17 protein-coding genes and 1 tRNA gene are annotated in these 15117 nt (G+C 68.6%); 4 read left to right on the top strand and 14 right to left on the bottom strand.

The window, feature by feature from the left end; genetic code table 11:
- Nucleotides 1-477 precede the first annotated feature (477 nt).
- The 11 genes from mpaP to DEJ09_RS09420 form a co-directional block, all read right to left on the bottom strand.
- On the bottom strand, nt 478-2100 hold the full coding sequence (gene mpaP / locus DEJ09_RS09465) for a daptide biosynthesis intramembrane metalloprotease (protein ID WP_111088282.1): 1623 nt from the start codon (nt 2098-2100) through the stop codon (nt 478-480).
- The gene (locus DEJ09_RS09460) at nt 2097-2852 is read right to left on the bottom strand and encodes a hypothetical protein (RefSeq protein ID WP_111088281.1); all 756 of its coding nucleotides are present in this window, start codon (nt 2850-2852) and stop codon (nt 2097-2099) included. Before DEJ09_RS09460 ends, mpaP begins: the two co-directional genes overlap by 4 nt.
- Complete coding sequence (locus DEJ09_RS09455) at nt 2849-3571, bottom strand: ABC transporter ATP-binding protein (RefSeq protein ID WP_111088280.1); 723 nt, start codon at nt 3569-3571, stop codon at nt 2849-2851. Before DEJ09_RS09455 ends, DEJ09_RS09460 begins: the two co-directional genes overlap by 4 nt.
- A 105-nt stretch (nt 3572-3676) precedes the next feature.
- Complete coding sequence (locus DEJ09_RS18115; protein WP_181433321.1) at nt 3677-3835, bottom strand: hypothetical protein; 159 nt, start codon at nt 3833-3835, stop codon at nt 3677-3679.
- Between the two features lie 66 nt (nt 3836-3901).
- Nucleotides 3902-4054, bottom strand: a complete 153-nt coding sequence (locus tag DEJ09_RS18110; RefSeq protein ID WP_181433320.1) for a hypothetical protein — start codon at nt 4052-4054, stop codon at nt 3902-3904.
- A 28-nt stretch (nt 4055-4082) separates the two neighbouring features.
- Nucleotides 4083-5261 (bottom strand): iron-containing alcohol dehydrogenase, encoded by a 1179-nt coding sequence (locus tag DEJ09_RS09450; RefSeq protein ID WP_111088279.1) that lies wholly within the window; start codon nt 5259-5261, stop codon nt 4083-4085.
- Nucleotides 5245-6516: a daptide-type RiPP biosynthesis aminotransferase gene (gene mpaD / locus DEJ09_RS09445; RefSeq protein WP_111088278.1), complete on the bottom strand. Its 1272-nt coding sequence runs from the start codon at nt 6514-6516 to the stop codon at nt 5245-5247. Before mpaD ends, DEJ09_RS09450 begins: the two co-directional genes overlap by 17 nt.
- Complete coding sequence (mpaM, locus tag DEJ09_RS09440; RefSeq protein WP_111088277.1) at nt 6509-7318, bottom strand: daptide-type RiPP biosynthesis methyltransferase; 810 nt, start codon at nt 7316-7318, stop codon at nt 6509-6511. Before mpaM ends, mpaD begins: the two co-directional genes overlap by 8 nt.
- A complete protein-coding gene (locus DEJ09_RS09435; RefSeq protein WP_111088276.1) occupies nt 7315-8271 on the bottom strand; it encodes a hypothetical protein in 957 nt (318 codons plus the stop codon). Before DEJ09_RS09435 ends, mpaM begins: the two co-directional genes overlap by 4 nt.
- Nucleotides 8272-8969: 698 nt before the next feature.
- Nucleotides 8970-9149, bottom strand: coding sequence for a hypothetical protein (locus tag DEJ09_RS09425; RefSeq protein ID WP_111088274.1), 180 nt, complete (start codon nt 9147-9149; stop codon nt 8970-8972).
- A gap of 358 nt (nt 9150-9507) precedes the next feature.
- Nucleotides 9508-9597, bottom strand: a tRNA-Ser gene (locus DEJ09_RS09420).
- 143 nt (nt 9598-9740) lie between these two features.
- On the opposite strand from DEJ09_RS09420, the gene DEJ09_RS09415 reads away from it, so the two are divergent.
- Both DEJ09_RS09415 and radA read left to right on the top strand, forming a co-directional pair.
- Nucleotides 9741-10748: an SGNH/GDSL hydrolase family protein gene (locus tag DEJ09_RS09415; RefSeq protein WP_111039681.1), complete on the top strand. Its 1008-nt coding sequence runs from the start codon at nt 9741-9743 to the stop codon at nt 10746-10748.
- A gap of 10 nt (nt 10749-10758) precedes the next feature.
- Nucleotides 10759-12120: a DNA repair protein RadA gene (radA, locus tag DEJ09_RS09410; protein ID WP_027467076.1), complete on the top strand. Its 1362-nt coding sequence runs from the start codon at nt 10759-10761 to the stop codon at nt 12118-12120.
- 4 nt (nt 12121-12124) lie between these two features.
- On the opposite strand, the gene DEJ09_RS09405 is transcribed toward radA, so the two are convergent.
- Nucleotides 12125-12508, bottom strand: a complete 384-nt coding sequence (locus DEJ09_RS09405; protein ID WP_017887661.1) for an SseB family protein — start codon at nt 12506-12508, stop codon at nt 12125-12127.
- Between the two features lie 280 nt (nt 12509-12788).
- Between DEJ09_RS09405 and DEJ09_RS09400 the strand changes: the two genes are divergently transcribed.
- Nucleotides 12789-12998, top strand: coding sequence for a cold-shock protein (locus DEJ09_RS09400; RefSeq protein WP_017887662.1), 210 nt, complete (start codon nt 12789-12791; stop codon nt 12996-12998).
- Nucleotides 12999-13133: 135 nt separating this feature from the next.
- On the opposite strand, the gene DEJ09_RS09395 is transcribed toward DEJ09_RS09400, so the two are convergent.
- Both DEJ09_RS09395 and DEJ09_RS09390 read right to left on the bottom strand, forming a co-directional pair.
- Complete coding sequence (locus DEJ09_RS09395) at nt 13134-13832, bottom strand: hypothetical protein (protein ID WP_111039680.1); 699 nt, start codon at nt 13830-13832, stop codon at nt 13134-13136.
- Between the two features lie 64 nt (nt 13833-13896).
- Nucleotides 13897-14439, bottom strand: coding sequence for an amino-acid N-acetyltransferase (locus DEJ09_RS09390; protein WP_071245253.1), 543 nt, complete (start codon nt 14437-14439; stop codon nt 13897-13899).
- A 106-nt stretch (nt 14440-14545) separates the two neighbouring features.
- On the opposite strand from DEJ09_RS09390, the gene DEJ09_RS09385 reads away from it, so the two are divergent.
- Entirely contained in the window at nt 14546-14998 is a 453-nt protein-coding gene (locus DEJ09_RS09385) for an SRPBCC family protein (RefSeq protein WP_071245255.1), read from the top strand.
- Nucleotides 14999-15117: the final 119 nt, after the last annotated feature.

Genomic DNA, 15117 nt, shown 5'->3' with positions numbered 1-15117 from the left:
ATCAAGGACACGGCGCACGCCACCGCCACGACCCCCAGCACCGTGCGGGCCCGACGTCTCGGAACAGCGATCTGGAACCGGCGCATGGCGTTCTCTCCACTCGAAGCGTGGTCACACGACTCGGTGACACAGAGCAGCAGCGTGGCGCAGGCCCGTGAACCGGAAGTGGCAGGTGCGTGAACCGATGCCGTACTCGATGCTGTTGCTCACCACGAAACCGCGCCGGGTCCAGCACTGAATCGCAGAAGAGCCCCAAACCCCAGTCTGGACGGGGATCTGGGGCTCTTCAGGATGGCGGGTTGATCGCGTAGCTCGCCGAGGCCGAAATTTCCGCGCCTTTCAGGCGATTGCGAACCTGGTGTTCCTCCGCGGGGTCTCAGAGTTTGCTCTCGCGTGAATTTGCCTGGCCAAAGGTGGACTGACCGCTGCGGCAGCAGCTTCGGAACGCACGAGCTTGACGCGATTGGAGCCTTCGGTTCAGACCAGCGCGCGCCAGAGCGCCAGCCACAACGGTGCGGGCGCGCCGTAGACGAGCGCCTGGCCCGCCTGGTCCAACTCATTGACCTTGGCACCCTGACCCTCGACCGTTAGCGGGGCGGTGAGGCCGCGGAACTCGACGCTCGAGGTCCGCACCGGAGCGACGGCGGCGAATGGCACGACCTCGGGCTTGAAACGCGTTTCCGCTGCGACACTCGCCTGCACCGCACCCTCGTGCAGGAAGAGGCCGTTGCTGCGCAGCACGGCCCGAGCCGGCAAGGAGATGGACGCGCTGTCGGCGCCGACCGGCAGTACGAGGCGAACGTCCTCGCCGTCCCGGACGTAGCCGCTCACGGTGACCGTCGGAGTCGTGATGAGGAGCCCCGCTGCCGCCACGACACCGACCAGCAGGACGGACGAAGCCGCCGCACGGGCGATGCCCACGCCGGCGTCCATCGCTGTCCGGAGTACTCGACCCACCTCGCGGGCGATCGCGATGATGAACGCGAGGACAGCTACAAGCCCGATCACGCCGCCGACGGCCCCGAAAGCGCGGAGGTCGCCGACCCACAGCCACATCGCCGAGGCGACCAGATAAGCCGGAAAGAGGATACAGCCGACCCCATACCAGCGGAGCCATCGGGCATCGGGGAACGCATACGCGACCCGTCGGGTGAGGAAGGCACGGGCGAGCAGCCGGCGCCCCTCGGCGATGGCGTCGCGCCGCAGGAAGTTGTGGCCCGTAAGCGCCATGAGGGCGATGTACCCGTCGAACTTCACGAACGGGATGGCGTTGACGAGGGCTGCAAGGAACGAAACGACGCCGAACGCCGCGAGCACCTCCTGCCAGGTCGACCCTGCCGGCAGCAGGGCGGCGACGACCTCGGCCAGCCCGGCGAGTGTGACCTGCACGAGGACGCCGCTCGCCGCGACGAGCGCCCGTTGTCGCCGATCCCCCACCCGCCAGGCATCGGAGACGTCGCAGAAGAAGGCAGGCAGGAGGTAGAAGAGCATCACACCGACGCGGCGAGGGCGGCCGCCGAGGCGTGCGAGCGCGGCGGCGTGCCCGGCTTCGTGCAACGCGGTCGCGACGGTGAGCATCGCCACGAGCACCAGGTACTCGGACAACCCCAACGGATGGGTCACGCTCGTGATCACGACGTCCCGGTTGATGACCGCTGCGACCAGACCCGCGACCACTGCCGACGCCGCGACCGCGAACACCGTCCGAGTACTGACCTTGCCGAGCAGTCGCTGCAGGAGCGAGAAGAGCCGTTCCGGGTTGGCGAGCGTCACCTGCACCGTGAGGGGTGGCACGTACCGGACCCGTCGCTTCTGCGACGCAGCAGACCCGGTCTCGTCGTCGAGGAACCCGAGCTGCGCGAGTTGTCCGCGGGCCGCGGACAGGTCCGCGTCGGTCCACTCCTGACCGGTGTCGGCGCGCAACCGACTCCGAAGTTCCTCGTCCGTCCGGACGCTCGCCAGCGCGATCGCGTACAACGCGATGGCCGGACCGAGCCCGTACGCCTTCCCGTGCGGGTTGACCCCCACCCATCCCTCGGCAGTGTGGTTGACGGACGCAGCGGGAGCGAGGGTCGGGGTCGCGCCGATGGGGTCCGTCAACGAAGGTCCTTCGTGCGGGTCAGTTGGAACGCGCCCAGCCCGAGCACGACGAGCCAACCGACGATCACAGCGCTCGCGCTCGGCACCGACAGCAGGTGCTCCTGTGCGTCGATGTAGACCGATGCCATCGCGTTCGTCATGAAGAACTTCCCGACGCTCGGCAGGAATGCCTGCAGGGCCGGTTCGACGAGCATGCACAGCGCGAACACGACGATGATCGCCACGATCGCGTTGCGGGTCAGGAGGCCGATCAGCGTCCCCCACAGGCCGGCGACGGTGTTGACCACTGCGCAGCCGAGCACGATCAGCCACGCCTCCTTCGACATGTGCAACGCCGAGTCGTTCATCGCCAGCAGAATCGCGGCGAACCCGATGGATGCCGCGGCACCGAGGAGCGCGCCGACGAACCCGGTCGACGCGCCGATCGCAGCCTTCCCGGTGAAGTACGCCGTGCGGCTTCCGAGGGCCGTGATCACCCGGCTCGCCACACCCGAGCTGACCTCGCGTGCAGCGTCGAAGGCCGTCGCCATCCCGATGAACAGGGACAGCGCGAACCAGGTGCGGACCATGGTCACGGTGACGTCGACGTCGCCGTCGGGCGTCCGGAGCTGGTCCGTCACACCCGAGAACGTCCCCGCCGCCGACAATGCGGTGAGCAGGACGCCGAACACCAGGAAGTAGGGGACTGCCCGGCCGAGCCAAGCGCGGCGGACCTCGGAACGGAGCATGGTGGCGGTGGTCATCGTGCTCACCGACCCGATCCGGCCGCAGCGGGCGTCGGGACGAGGTCGAAGAACCTGTCCTCGAGTGATGCCCCGCCGACCGTCAGGTCAGCCAGGGTGCCCGAGTAGCGGACCGTCCGGTCGAGTATGACGACGTCGTCCACCGTGTGTTCGACCTCGGCGAGCATGTGGCTGGAGATCAGCACGCTGTTCCCTTGCTGGGCGTAGTGACGGATGAGTTCCCGGAGCCACCGGATGCCCTGTGGGTCCAGGCCGTTCGTCGGCTCGTCCAGGATGAGGAGGCGAGGTTCGGCGAGCAGCGCGATCGCGAGCGCATGGCGCTGCTTCTGTCCCGTCGACAGCTTCTGGACGCGCGTGCGGCGGTGCTCCGTCATGCCGACGATCTCGAGCAGTGACTCGACACGGTCTCGCGAGGCGCCGACGAGCTCCGCCCACGTCCGCAGGTCATCGCCGACCCGGGCATGCTGCAGGGACTGGACGCCGTCGACGCTGTACCCGACGACCTTCGCGGGCTTCGACAACGTCGAGAACGGCACGCCGTGGACGAGCGCTCGTCCCGACGTCGGTCGGACCAGGCCCAGGAGGCCGCGCAACGCGGTGGACTTGCCAGCACCGTTCTTGCCGAGCAACCCGACGACGCGTCCCTCGGGGACGGCGAACGTCAGGTCGGCGACGACCTGTCTGCCGCCGTAGTTCTTGCTGAAGCCGTCGAACTCGGCCAGGTTCATGATGCGTTCCTCTGGGTACTCGGGCAGAAGGGTAGGCGCTGGAGTGCGCGAATGACTGCGGATCGAGGGGCGATCGGCGTTACGTCGATCGCCCCTCGACGGTCATCAGGTGAGGATCAGGACTCCACCGGCAACCATGCCGGCGCCGACAACGGCACCGGCTGCGAAGCCGGCGGCCGTGTCCCAGAATCCGGGCGCCTCGAGGTCCTCGAGCTCGCTCACGGCGAAGTCGAGGGTGCCCACCGAAGTAATCGTCTCGGTCATGTCACACTCCTTTCAGTTCCTTGTCAGATGGTTGTTTGGCCTGCTCGCCCTTGGAAGGGTCGAGGATCAGGTCAGTGCCACGATCGCGGCTGCTGCACCGGCTGCGGCGATGGCCGAGCCGACGCCGAGCGCGAAGCCGCCCCAGAAGTCCGGTGCCTCCATGTCCTCGAGCTCGGTCGCGCCGAGGTTGAGCATGGTGTTCGTCTTGAGTTCCTGCATGTTTGTCCCTCCCTTCAAACAGTTTCGGTCACACGGTCAGTGCGACCGTTCTTCCTTGAGCGAGTGCTGCGTCGATGACCTCGCGGACATCGTCGCGACCCGCCTCCCCCATGAAGGGAAGTCCAGCGCCCCAACGCGCTGTGATGCGCGCGGCGAGGGCGTCGTCACCGAGTCGGGTGAGCTCGTCGTCCGACGGCCGACGGAGCCGCCCGTCGATGATTTGGTCGAGTGCCTCGGCAGGTGACGTTGCCCGCGGCATCGCCTCTGCCCAGAGCTCGCACAGTCTCCGGTACGACCCGAGCCTGCCGTCGCCGTCGCGCATCACGGACCAGTAGCCCGGCAGCACGAGCGAAGCGGCGACGGCCTTGGTGCACGACCACGCGATGGATGCCTCCGTCGTGATGATCCACGGCAGCGTCACCATCGGCGGTCGATCGCGCCCCAGCCAACCGGTGTGACTGAAGGCGCTGATCGAAGCTATCGCGCGGAGGTCAGCCGGTGCGCGTCCACCGTTACGAAGACGCGGGGCCAGCTCCACGAGCTGCCGGAGGCTGGCCCGCGTGACGACGTCTGCGAACGGAGCGGCCTCGCCCGCGGTGTACACGGTAGTGAGCCGGAGGAGCACCTCGACAAGCCCCTCCGTCATCTGCTCGTCGTCGAGGCTGGCGAGCAGATCCGATCGAGCGAGCACGACGTCGGCGCCGAGCACGGCACCCGAGACCAGCCTCTTCCGTCCCCGGGTCGTGACGCAGGCCGACAACGAGAGCTCCGATCCGGTACCGAACGTCGTCGGGGCCAGGGCGACCCGTGTCGAACGCGGCACGTCGGGCAGCACGACACGACTCGACCGGCCCGGCGATGTGACCCGCCGCATGGCATCAGCATCGAGGCTGACCAGCTTCGCTACATCGAGCGCCACCCCGCCCCCGACCCCGATCACGATGTCCCAGGGTCCGGCATCCGCGATGCTCGTGACGAGCTCCTCGCTGTCGTCGGACGCCGCGTGGAGCTGCGCGCCAAGGCGTTCGACGAGCGTGTCGACGAGGTCGGCGATTGTCGGCACAGACGCGTGGTTCCGGTCCGCGACCAGGCAAACCCGGCCGGTGCCGGTCCATTCCCGAAGACGCTGAACGAAGGCGTCCAGCGCGTCGACGGTGAGCGCACCGGGGTGGACGACCCACCCGACCTCCTCAGCGGAGGTTCGCATCGTCGTACTCCTGGAGGCCGACCCGGACGGCGTCGAACAGGGAGCGCACGTCCTCGTCGGTGTAGGTGAGCGCCGGGACGAGCTGGAACCCGTCCGGACCCGGGTGCACGACCGCCCCCGCGCGACGGATCGACCGGCGGAGCGCGGCGAGCGAGGCGGGGTCCCGCTGCGGTTGGCCGTCCCGATCCGCCACGGCGACGGCGCGGAAGTTCCCGGTTCCCCGGGTCACGAGCACCGAGGGATGCTGCGCGGCCAGGGCGGTGAGCTCGGTCTCGAGGGTCGCGGCGAGCTGCTGCGAGCGCTTGATGGCCGAAAGGCGATCGAACTCGTCGATCGTCGCGCTGATCGCCGCTCCGACTACCGGGGTCCCCGCTTGAGTCTCTGCGTGCACGAACACGCTCTCGTTCCCAGTGAACCGATCGGTGATCCGGGTCCCCACCAGGATCGCCGCAGCGGCCTGCGTGCCGTTCGTCAACCCCTTCGACGCGATCAGGATGTCAGGGGCCGACGGCCAGGACTCTGAAGCGAACATCGGGCCGGTCCGACCGAAGCCCGTGGCGACCTCGTCGGCGACGATGAGAAAGCCGTGACGGTTCCGGAGTTCGCAGAGGCGCTGGAGGTACTCGTCGGTGAGGGCGAACGCTCCTGATCCGAGGATCGGCTCGACGATCACCGCCGCGATCCGGTCACCGGTCGCTGCGACCAATCGCTCCAACTCGTCGAGGTCGTTGGGGGTCACGTGACGGACCTGCCGCGAGTCGACTCCGTAGAGCGACTGTCCGAGGTCGTCACCGCTCAGTGCGTGCGCCCCGTAAGTGAGTCCGTGGTAGCTGCCTTTGAGACCTACGACGGTCTTCCGCGACGGTTGGCCGTCGAGGATCGCGAAGTGGCGGGCAAGCTTCATGACGGCGTCGTTCGCAGAGCCACCGGCGGTCGTGAAGAGGACTCGCGCGTACCGGTCGGCGCCCGCGACCTCGCGGAGCCGCACGGCGGCTTGCTCGATGTCCTCGCTCCAGTACCGGAACAGGGACACGTACGACGCCCGGACCATGGCTTCGTGGACGGCGTCCGCGATGCGCTGGTTGCCGTAGCCGAGGTTCACGTTCCACAGCCCGCTCGTTCCGCAGAGGGCCTCGGATCCGTCCGCGAAGGTCAGCGTCGTGCCAGAAGCCGCGACGATCTGCGAGTCGAGGTCGTTGTGCGCCGCGAGTGGCACGAGTGCTGGCCAGACACTGTTCGGCCGCCGGTCAAGCACGCCACACCGCTTCGAGGATGACGATGGGGTGGGCGCCGGGCGGTGTCGCCACTGGTCTGACAGCACGGATGGCCAGGCCAGCGGCGGCGAGCTCCGCCTCCAGGACGAGCGGCGGGATGGCACGGACGTGAGTCAGGAAGACGGTGAGCGATTCGCGGTCCAGATCGTCGAGATCGATCACGCCCACATGCCGGATCGACGCAACTGGGTCGATCTCCTCGAACAGCCGGTAACGCTGGCCCGCCAAGCCGGGGAAGTCCTGGTACCTGCCCGTGGCGTCACCGAGCTTCGTCGTGTCCGTGGTGGACATCAGCAGGACGCCGTCGGCCGCGAGCCAATCAGCCGCGCCGCGGAAGAAACGTGCCCGTTGCACGTCGTCGAGGAGCGAGATGGAGATGCACCCGAGCAGAGCCGTCGAGTAGTGCATCCCGTCGTCGTACGTCGTCATGTCCGACACTGCGGTTCGTACCGACCCACGGAGCGCAGCGTGTCGCCCGGCGAGCTTGCCGTCGAGCAGCGCGACCATCGCCGGTGACAGGTCTACGCCGACGAGCTCGCGGCCCGCGGCGGCGAGCGGCAGGGTGAGGCGCCCGGACCCCGCGGCGAACTCGAGGATCTTGGTGGTGACGCCTCGGGTTGCCCGGATGAGCTCGCGGATCTCGTGGGTGTCGTGGACAGCCGCCGCTTCGTAGACGGTCGACCCCTGGTCGCCGTAGAGGTCGGCGATGTCGACCTGACCGGAGTACCCGTCGAGCAGGCCACGCAGTTCCGTGGGGAGGGCATCGAGCCCGATCGAGCTCACGCGTCAACCCGCTCGGCATCGCGGGTTTGGAGCAGCGGGTCGAGGAACGAGCGCACCTGGGAGAGGGCGGACTCTCGTTCCGGACCGGAGAGGCCGCGGAGCGTGTTCGATTCGTCCGTGTGCTCGAGCGCACGATCGCCGAAGCGGAGCTGGAGTTCGACGAGGGACGCCAGGTCCGGCGTGAGCGAGTAGGTCTTGTGGCGCGCTGAGACGTGGAGCAGCTGCTGCTCACGGTCGAACAGGAGCACCGCGCCGGGAGTCGGCTCCGGACGCTCCGATGCTGGCGAGGTGCCGCTGTCGAGGTAGGCGCCGTACCCCGACACTGACAGCCCGCTGAGGCCGCGGGCGGTGGCGTAGCGAAGCGCTTCCACCGCCTGCAGGAAGTGCAGTGCGCCGTCCGGACCGGACCGTTCCGCCGAATCAGTCTCCGGAGAGAATTCGCCGTCCGCGAGTCGGCCGAACTGCGGACCCCATGGCGACGACGAAACGGTGCCGTCTTCAGCGACGAACACGAAGTCCGGTTCAGGGGGGACGGTCCCGCCCACCCACGCGCACCGGTCGCCGATGACTACCTGCGGGTCCGTGAGGACGTCGGGGAAGACACCGCTGGCACGCGCAGTTGTCAGGTTGGCCGCGAAGGCCTCGAGATCACGACCTGTCTGCGGCACCAGCACGGTCGGCCCCGGAAAGCTCAGGAACTCGGCGACGGCGTAGTTCTGGAACTGGATGATCAGATCGTCGCCGAGTCGGACTTCACCGTCCTCGACGAGCTCGCCGCTGAAGCCCACGATCGGCGCCCCGTCCGTGTCGTGGTCCTCCGCGTCAGATGCGAACACGACATCGAAACCGCGGCCGAATGGCGAGGTCGCGACAGCTTCAGCCAACCCCGCCGACTGCACGAAAGCAACGCGCTGACGCGATCGGGTGGCCTGCGCCCCCTGCATCCAGCTCATCGCGGAACCGTGGATGTCTCCCCCAAGAAAACTCACGCCGTGACTGTAACAGGTTCCACAACGAAACGTTCTACCCCACGGATGGGGTCAAGGAACGAGCCGTGCTCACCGGCGTGTCGCGTGGTCAGGAGCGATCGGGACGGGTCGTGAGAAGTAGACCCACGGGACCGTCCCCCCAGGCACCACGCCCCACCCCTCCTCCAACAGGCGAGACGACTTCCGACTGCCCTGGACCGCCCGTGCGTGCTCCCACGGCTGCGAGTCCTGCACGAGCTCGTGCGACTGGAGGCCTACCCGGATCGCGTGCCAACCGTCTGCACCGAGCTGGGCAAGCTTGCCCATCTCGTCGAACGCCGTCACAGGGAAGAGCGTCAGCACCGCCGGCTCCAGTGGAACCGATGACGCCTCCGGAGCCGTCCGCGGGGCGCCGTAGAGCTGCTGCGCCGCTTGACGGGACGACCCCAGGATCTTCCCGATCTCAGCCCACGATGCACCGTTCTTCCGAGCGCCATCGACTGCCGACTGCGTGACGGTCCGGAGCGAAGCGCGCATCGACAAGCACAACTCGACGGCTCGGAGCGACTGCTCGCGGGCTTCTTCCGGGGTGAGGTCCGGATCATGGTCACCCACCTCCGGCACGTTGCGCGCGAGCAACTCACGCAACTGCGTGGTGAGGCTGCCCTCTTCACCCAAGGTGCTCAGCGCTGGACTCGTGCCGCGTTCACGGCGAACACGGCGAACACGAGACCGAAGACGATCGCACCGATGGCGGCGGCGAGCAGGCCGCCTTGGCGCCCGACGCTCCATGCGTAGCCGGTACCGATGGCGACGAGCCCGAAAGCGAGGGCGATGAGTCCGAGGATCATGGTGTTCCGCATGCCAACAGGATTCCCCTCCGCAGCGCCCGTGTCAACCGCAGATTGACGCCCGGCATCGACGCCCTACGGGCCACGGGAAGATGCTCCGTGAACGAGATACGGTTCGCGGGCCCCGCCTGCGCCCATCATCGACCGTGGATCGCCCGTTGCCTGAGCTTCGCGAGGCAAGCCCTCCGAACTCGCCTAGCACCAGCACCGCAAGAAGCCGTCACGCCGCTTCTGGTCCACCCGTCGACCGGAAGCCAGAGCGCGCCGACGAACGCCCGCGGAACGAGAAGAACCCCCGGCCCGAGCCGGGGGTTCTTCTCGTGAGCCGAGTATCACGGACCATTGAGGTCAGAAACACAATCGGGCCCTTTGGCGGTACCGGTGGGATTTGAACCCACGGTGGAGTTGCCCCCACACATGTTTTCGAGACATGATCCTTCGGCCGCTCGGACACGGTACCGGGAAAGAGTTTACACGATCCGGGAGGCCCGTGATGACACCCCGGGTCGGATCGCCCTCCACAAGCGGTCACCTGCAGGGCTCTCCCCACACCCACAGGTCCCCCTCGTCTCCGGCAAGACCGGCGGGCGTACCGTCCACGGCATGAGATCCCGCACGCTCATCGCACTCCTCACCTCCGTCGTCGGCAGCCTCGGCGTCGTCGGCGCCGCAGCCGTCGGTGCCCGCGCCGGCGTGAAGGGCCAACGGGCAGCGGCGCAACGGGTCGTCGACATGCTCCCGATCCACGCCGACTGGTGGCGAGAACGACAGCAGCACGAGGGGCAGCTGCTCTACGTGGCGATCGGTGACTCGGCAGCGCAGGGCGTCGGTGCGACGGCACCCGGCCGTGGCTACGTGGGGCTGCTCGCACGGCGCATCCGGCACCGTTCCCACATGTCGGTGCGGGTGGTGAACCTCAGCGTCTCCGGCTCGACCACGTGGGGTGCGAAGCGTGACCAGCTGCCGAAGCTCCGGCACTACGCGCCCGACGTCTGCACGGTGTCGATCGGGGCGAACGACATCGCCGACTTCGATCCGGACAAGTTCGAGCGGAACATCCGGGCGATCTACGGCGCGGTGCCGTCGCACGCCGTGGTGGCCGAGCTGCCGTGCATGTTCGTGCCGGACCGGGAGCGCAAGGTGGCGGTGGCGAACGAGATCGTGCACCGGGTGGCCGACGAGTTCGGGCTGACGGTGGCGCCGCTGCACACCATCACGAAGCGCGTCGGTGTCCGCCGCACCTTCTTCAACAGCTACGGCGACCTGTTCCACCCGAACGACCGCGGCTACGAGGTCTGGGCGAGCGCCTTCGAGCCGGCGGTCGACGCGCGGGTCGACACGGTGGCGGCGATCCGGCACTACCTGTCCGTGCGCGAGGCCGAGAACCTCGGTCGCGAAGCCGGGGCGGTCGCGAACGCCCGCGCCGAGCAGGACACCGACGGCGCCGAGGCACTCGACCACGCCTCGCGCCAGGGCCCGGGGCCGGTCGAGCGCCTGCGCCACCGGATGACCGGGTCGATCGCGGTGCCCGATGAACGAGACCAGTCGGACGAACCAAGCGGATCAGACGAGCCGGACGACCGCGCCGGTGATGTCGGCCGTACGGCCTAGCCTCGACGACATGGCGCGCCCGCAGTCCCTCTACCGTTGCACCGAGTGCGGCTGGACCAGCATCAAGTGGGTCGGCCGGTGCGGTGAGTGCCAGACCTGGGGCACTGTCGAAGACAGCTCGGCGGCGTCCGCGAGCACCCGCGGCACGTCGGCGGTCGCCGTCACCGGCGCCCGGGCCGCGCGACCGATCACCGAAGCCCGCGGCACCTCGGTGCAGCGCTGGCAGACCGGCATCGGCGAGTTCGACCGCGTCCTCGGCGGCGGCGTGGTGCCAGGCGCGGCGGTCCTGCTGAGCGGCGAGCCCGGCGTCGGCAAGTCGACCCTGCTGCTCGAGGTCGCCTCCCGAGCCGCAGCCTCGGGCAAGCGCGTCCTCTACGTCAGCGCCGAAGAGTCCGTCGACCAGGTCCGGCTCCGTGCCGAACGCACCGGGGCGATGCACGACGACCTGTACCTGGCGAGCGAGGTCGACCTCGGCGTGATCATCGGCCAGATCGACCAGGTCCAGCCCGACCTGCTCATCGCCGACTCCGTGCAGACCATCTCGTCGAGCTCGATCGACGGCATCGCGGGTGGCACGTCCCAGGTGCGCGAGGTCGCCTCGACCCTGATCCGCATCGCGAAGGACCGTGCCCTGCCCGTCCTCATCGTCGGCCACGTCACGAAGGACGGCACGATCGCCGGCCCGCGGCTCCTGGAGCACCTGGTCGACGTGGTCTGCCACTTCGAGGGCGACCGGCAGACCGCCCTGCGCTTCGTCCGGGCGCTCAAGAACCGCTTCGGCCCCACCGACGAGGTCGGGTGCTTCGACATGGGCGGCGACGGCATCCACGAGGTCCCCGACCCGAGCGGCCTCTTCATGTCGAAGAACGCCACCCCGGTGTCCGGCACCTGCGTCACCGTCGCACTCGAGGGGCGCCGCGCGCTGCCGGTCGAGGTGCAGGCCCTCATCGTCCCGAGCTCGGCACCGCAGCCACGCCGGGTCGTGAACGGTGTCGATGCCTCGCGTGTGGCGATGCTGCTCGCGGTCCTCGAACGCCGTGCCGGCCTCAAGCTGTCCGACGCCGACGTCTACGTGTCCACGGTGGGCGGCATGAAGCTCACCGAGCCCGGCGCCGACCTGGCGATCGCACTGGCCCTCGCGAGCGCCGCACGAGACCGTCCGTACCCGCACACGCTCGCGGCCGTCGGCGAGATCAGCCTCGCCGGCGAGATCCGTCCGGCCACGGGCACGAAGCAGCGCGTGAACGAGGCCACCCGCCTCGGGTTCACGACCGTGCTCGGCTCGGACTCCGGGCACCTGCGCGAGGCCCTGCGTGTGGCGTTCTCGATGACGCAGTCCCCGCGCGAACGCGAGCTCGACCGCGCGTTCTGAGCGGCTACGCGCGCAAAGCGGCCAGCAGGTCCGCCGGCGCGGCCTGCATCGTGTGCGGGCCGGCGATGTCGAAGAACACGCCCTCGAGCATGTCGAGGTGGGCGGCCAGGAACTCCTCGAGCCGCGGCCCGTCGTAGACCATGACCTGCCGGATCTTCTCGTCCGGCACCATCGCCGTGTAGGCGTCCGCCGACGAGAACAGCAGCAGGATGCGCTTGTCCGACCCCTCACGGCCGAACACCCGCACCTGCATGTCCTTCTTGCCGGTGACGAGTCGGGGGACGATCACGATGTCGTGGCGGAGCGCGAACGCCACCGCAGCGACGTCCTGCTTCGCGAGGGCTTCCTCGAGCTGTTCGCTCCGGAAGCGCTGTTCCTTGTCTGCCATCAGCTCAATTCCACCAGATTTTCGTCGTTCCGTGACGCACGGGTAGCCAGTCGGCCCAGAGCACGCTAGCCTGATGGAACCGCTTCGGCGGCGCTCAACGTCCGGGCGAGGTGGTTTGCCCCTCAACCCGGGCCCCAGGGTCACTGGCCGACAGGCCTGGCCCCGAACCCGTCCCGCCGGCACCTGCCCGCGTGGCGCATCACCCCCGTCGACGTACGTCGGGGTCTCCGTCGGTGCATCTGCACCTTGGCGGAAGCAAGAAAGCTAAGGAAACGCCATCATGGCATCTACCGGTACCGTCAAGTGGTTCAACAACGAAAAGGGCTTCGGCTTCATCGCCCCGGACGACGGCAGCGCTGACGTCTTCGCGCACTTCTCTGCGATTGCTGGCAACGGCTACAAGTCGCTCGAGGAGAACCAGAAGGTGGAGTTCGACATCACCGAGGGCCGCAAGGGCCCGCAGGCGGAGAACATCACCGTCCTCGGCTGATCACATCAGCTTGAACAGGCCCCGTCGTCTTCGGACGACGGGGCCTGTTGCTGTTTCCGGCACCTCTGCTCGGCACAGCCCAGCCGGAACGGAACGGAACCGCGAACCGCGCACCGCGCACCGCGCACCCGCCGCCTACTGCAGGATGAACTGCACCGAGGTCTTCGACTCGAGGTTCCCGACGGCGACCTGCAGGTGGTAGCTCGCGCCTCCCGCGGTGACCGCCGGCCGTGACGAGTCGCACGTCGACGTGGACGAGCGGGTCCGGTCCCAGGCGATCGCCGGGGTCGTGAGCGTCTGACCGGACTTGATCGTGACGTCCTGGTTCGTGCCGCCGGTCTGGCAGTCCTTCGACGACCAGTACTGCTCCTGGCCGGAGCTGATCGTCAGCACCTGCTGCGCCGATCCGAGGTCCAGGTGGCAGGAGTTCGTGCCGGAGTTCTTGATCGACATCGCGATCTTCGGGTCCTCGGTGGGGCCGTAGGCCGACTTGTCGAGCACCGGGGTCAGGACGATCTGGTCCTTCGTGCAGGTCGACCCGTCGGCAGCAGCGGGCTTCGACGCAGAAGCCGAGGCAGATGCCGACGGCTTCGGCGCAGCAGACCGCGAGGACCCGGAACCGGCCGCAGACCCGTCCGACGATGCGCCGGCAGCAGACCCGGCACCAGCAGAGGCCGACGCACTCGGCGCCGCCGACGTGGCCCCGCTCCCCCGCCCGACGACGATGAGCACCACGACCAGGACAACGACCAGCAGCGCCCCGAGCACGAGCGCCCGGCGGCGCCAGTAGACGACCGGCTTCTCGGGCCCGACGGGGTGACGCAACGACGACATGCGCACAGGGTAGACAACGGCGCGGGCCGCACACGGCCACCCCGCCGGGCGGCACGGGAAAGCGTCAGAGGTTCTTCAGCATGCGGGTGTTGCCGAGGGTGTTCGGCTTGACCCGGGCGAGGTCGAGGAACTCCGCGACCCCTTCGTCCGACGAGCGGACCAGTTCGGCGTAGACGTCCGGTGACACGACGCTCTCGCCGATCTCCAGGTACCCGTGCTTCGCGAAGAAGTCGACCTCGAAGGTCAGGCAGAAGATCCGGGCGACGCCGAGTTCACGGGCGTCGTGCTCGAGCGCCTCGAGCATCCGGTGCCCGACGCGCTTGTGGATCCACTGCTCGTCGAGGGCGAGCGTGCGCACCTCGGCGATGTCGTCCCAGAACACCGCGAGTGCGCCGCACCCGATCGGGGTGCCGTCAGGGCCCTCAGCGATCCGGAACTGCTGGATCGAGCCGTACAGGGCGACGTTCTCCTTGCCGAGCAGGATGCGCCGGTCGACGTAGGGGGCGATGAGCCGCTGGATGTGCGGGACGTCCGAGGCGAGCGCCGGACGCACGAGGATCCCGTGGTCGTCGCGCTCGTGGAACGCGTGCTTGCCGTGCTCTGTCATCCGCCCCACACTACTGCGCAGCGACGGACGGACCCGCATCCGCCGAAGCCGCAGGGGGACAGCGCTGCTGAGTGCCGCCCAGGTCGATCGGCCTACCGTCCGGTGCATGCCTCAGATCATCGAAACCGTCGACGTCAACGTCCCCGTCCGCCAGGCCTACGACCAGTGGACCCGTTTCGAGGAGTTCCCGCACTTCCTCGACGAGGTCGAGAAGATCGTCCAGGTGGACGACAAGACCACCGACTGGACCGTGAAGATCGCCGGCCAGGAGCGCGAGTTCCGGGCCCTCATCACGGAGCAGCACCCCGACGAGCGTGTCGCCTGGACCGTGAAGGACGGCGAGACCGACCACGCCGGTGTCGTCACCTTCCACAAGCTCTCCGACGCCGAGACCCGCGTCACCGTGCAGATCGACTGGGAGCCCTCCGGCATCCTCGAGAAGCTCGGCTCGGTCGTGGGCGTCGGCGGCCACGCCGTCAAGAAGGACCTGCAGAACTACAAGGAGCGCGTCGAGAACGCACCGACCCAGCCGGGCTGGCGCGGCGACGTGCAGGCGTAGTCCGCACCACACGACGGACGGGAGGCGCGGTGCCAGCTGGCACCGCGCCTCCCGTTCGTTCGTCCCCCGTTCGGCATCCCCCCATCGAAATGCCGACCTGACGAGCGAGCGCGAGCCTT

This window comes from Curtobacterium sp. MCLR17_055, assembly GCF_003234305.1.
GTDB classification, from domain to species: domain Bacteria; phylum Actinomycetota; class Actinomycetes; order Actinomycetales; family Microbacteriaceae; genus Curtobacterium; species Curtobacterium flaccumfaciens.
The sequence above is the reverse complement of the archived record's forward strand: the minus strand, read 5'-3'. Positions and strand labels throughout refer to the sequence as shown.

Excerpts from the sequence above, each read along its gene's own strand:
- DEJ09_RS09455 (WP_111088280.1), bottom strand. The coding sequence starts at position 3,571 with ATGAACCTGGCCGAGTTCGACGGCTTCAGCAAGAACTACGGCGGCAGA.
- DEJ09_RS18115 (WP_181433321.1), bottom strand. The coding sequence starts at position 3,835 with ATGACCGAGACGATTACTTCGGTGGGCACCCTCGACTTCGCCGTGAGC.
- DEJ09_RS18110 (WP_181433320.1), bottom strand. The coding sequence starts at position 4,054 with ATGCAGGAACTCAAGACGAACACCATGCTCAACCTCGGCGCGACCGAG.
- DEJ09_RS09450 (WP_111088279.1), bottom strand. The coding sequence starts at position 5,261 with ATGCGAACCTCCGCTGAGGAGGTCGGGTGGGTCGTCCACCCCGGTGCG.
- DEJ09_RS09435 (WP_111088276.1), bottom strand. The coding sequence starts at position 8,271 with ATGAGCTGGATGCAGGGGGCGCAGGCCACCCGATCGCGTCAGCGCGTT.
- DEJ09_RS09425 (WP_111088274.1), bottom strand. The coding sequence starts at position 9,149 with ATGCGGAACACCATGATCCTCGGACTCATCGCCCTCGCTTTCGGGCTC.
- DEJ09_RS09415 (WP_111039681.1), top strand. The coding sequence starts at position 9,741 with ATGAGATCCCGCACGCTCATCGCACTCCTCACCTCCGTCGTCGGCAGC.
- radA (WP_027467076.1), top strand. The coding sequence starts at position 10,759 with ATGGCGCGCCCGCAGTCCCTCTACCGTTGCACCGAGTGCGGCTGGACC.
- DEJ09_RS09405 (WP_017887661.1), bottom strand. The coding sequence starts at position 12,508 with ATGGCAGACAAGGAACAGCGCTTCCGGAGCGAACAGCTCGAGGAAGCC.
- DEJ09_RS09400 (WP_017887662.1), top strand. The coding sequence starts at position 12,789 with ATGGCATCTACCGGTACCGTCAAGTGGTTCAACAACGAAAAGGGCTTC.
- DEJ09_RS09395 (WP_111039680.1), bottom strand. The coding sequence starts at position 13,832 with ATGTCGTCGTTGCGTCACCCCGTCGGGCCCGAGAAGCCGGTCGTCTAC.
- DEJ09_RS09390 (WP_071245253.1), bottom strand. The coding sequence starts at position 14,439 with ATGACAGAGCACGGCAAGCACGCGTTCCACGAGCGCGACGACCACGGG.
- DEJ09_RS09385 (WP_071245255.1), top strand. The coding sequence starts at position 14,546 with ATGCCTCAGATCATCGAAACCGTCGACGTCAACGTCCCCGTCCGCCAG.